The organism is Aquitalea palustris (assembly GCF_003693445.1).
GTDB lineage: Bacteria > Pseudomonadota > Gammaproteobacteria > Burkholderiales > Chromobacteriaceae > Aquitalea > Aquitalea palustris.
The window spans coordinates 1-329 of sequence record NZ_RFAR01000175.1; the positions used below are offsets into that span (position 1 = coordinate 1).

General features: G+C 64.7%; 1 protein-coding gene. It reads left to right on the forward strand.

The features are described 5' to 3' along the window. A partial coding sequence (locus EAY64_RS20225; protein ID WP_233566528.1) for a phage baseplate assembly protein V occupies positions 1 to 329 on the forward strand: 329 nt, incomplete at both ends.

The window sequence follows — 329 nt, forward strand, 5'->3', positions numbered from 1 at the left end:
TTCCACTGGCAGCGGCCGGACGAACACCCGAGCATCGGCGCCAATCTGGATGACAGCTCCTCCTGCTGGCTACGCGTGGCCATGCCCAGCGCTGGAGCTGGCTGGGGCCACCAGTTCATCCCGCGCATCGGCCAGGAAGTGCTGGTCGACTTTATCGAAGGCGATATCGACCGCCCGGTGATTGTCGGCGTGCTGTACAACGGCAGCCACGCCACCCCGGCCTTCAGCGGCGCGGGTGCGCTACCGGCCAACAAGACCCTGTCCGGCATCAAATCCAAAGAACATCAGGGCGGCCAGTACAACGAACTGCTGTTCGACGACACCCCCGG